This is a genomic window from Corynebacterium sp. AOP40-4SA-5 (genome assembly GCF_052377355.1).
GTDB lineage: Bacteria > Actinomycetota > Actinomycetes > Mycobacteriales > Mycobacteriaceae > Corynebacterium.
On record NZ_JBQSWS010000055.1, the window covers coordinates 1 to 1359 of the forward strand.

Here is a 1359-nt window from a genome sequence, read left to right on the forward strand (position 1 = left end):
CGTCCGGCCCCTGCACCTTGGTGGTGCGGGGGTTTTCGTGTGCGCGGGGGTCAGTCCTCGTCGGGAGGGTCCTCGGTGTCGGCGTCTGTGTCGTCGGTGTCGTCGAAGGTGGGGGCAGGGCCGGTGTCCTTGAGGTCCGGGCCGTAGACCTGGGCCAACGGGCCGGTCGCGTGCGTGGTGTAGCGCACCCCACCCGGGCCCTGCCAGTGGATCGTGAACCCGCCATCGGGGGAGGAGCACCGCCAGGACCCCTCGGTCTTCAGCCGGTGGTGTGGACGGCACAGTTTCTGCCCGTTGCTCGGGTGGGTGACGCCGTCGCTGGTGGGGTCGGTGTGTGGCGAGTTGATGATGTGGTCGTTGTCGCAGAGCGTGGCCGGCACGTCACAGTACGGGAACCGGCACGTCGCGTCGCGGCCTTCCATGTAGGTGCGGTGGCCCAGCAGGAACGGGTAGCCCGGTGATTCGGGGTAGTCCTGCGGGTCGATGGGGATCTCCTTGACCTTCTTCGGGTCACAGGCCCCTTCGAAGCGTTCGGCGGTGGCCGGGTTGATCCACCCAACTCCGGCGACGTAGCCCGCCCCGGTACCGTGCACCCCGTCGATCGTCGCGCGGTAGAGATGCACCCGGATTTCCATTGAGTTCGGGTTGTCGCCGAGTTGTTCGAGCATGACCTGTGCTTTGAGCTGTGAGCGGGTCGGTAGCTCGGAGCGTTCGTCGTCGGGGAGGTTTTCCTGAAGGCGGCGGGCGTCGGCGAGCATGACGCGGGCTTTCTTGTCGAGTTCGTCGTCGATGGCTGCCAGGGTGATCTCGTCGCCGCCGGTGAGGATCAACTTGTTGCCGCGGCGCTTGAGGGTGACGGTGTCTTCCTGGGCCTGGGCGGTATTGTCGGCCAGCACCGGTGCGGCATCGAGGATTGCTGCGCGCACGCGGTCGCCGAGTTCGCGCAGGGTGACCAGGCGGGTGGTGTCGCGCAGCCACGGGGTGACGTGGGTGTTGACTGCCGCGTCGAGGCAGGCGGTGATCTCGTCGTGGCGACCCTTGGGCACGGTGGATAGTTGGGCGTGGATCATCCGGCGGATCAGGGCGAGGTGGTCGGCGGCGAGGATGCCGGTGGCCACCACGGCGCAGAACAGTTCGAGGTTGCGTGCGGCGAGTTCGCCTGCGTGTGCGAAGCGGGTGGCGTCGTTGCGGGAGCGTCCGCGTAGGGCCAGGGCGGCGCCGAGGCGTTCGCTGGCCGGTAGTTGACGCAGGTGGATGATCAGGCCCATCTCGACGATGTTGATGTGGCGCTGCAGGGCGTCGATGTCGACAGTGGCTGGTTCGTCGGTGGTGGTCATGTCCCCGGTTCCCCCTTCTTCC

The 1359-nt window shown here is 67.6% G+C and carries 1 protein-coding gene; it reads right to left on the reverse strand.

The features are described from left to right. Window positions 1-50: 50 nt before the first annotated feature. The coding region (locus ACT3S3_RS15225) for an HNH endonuclease signature motif containing protein (protein ID WP_444627013.1) at window positions 51-1359 on the reverse strand (1309 nt) is incomplete at its 5' end.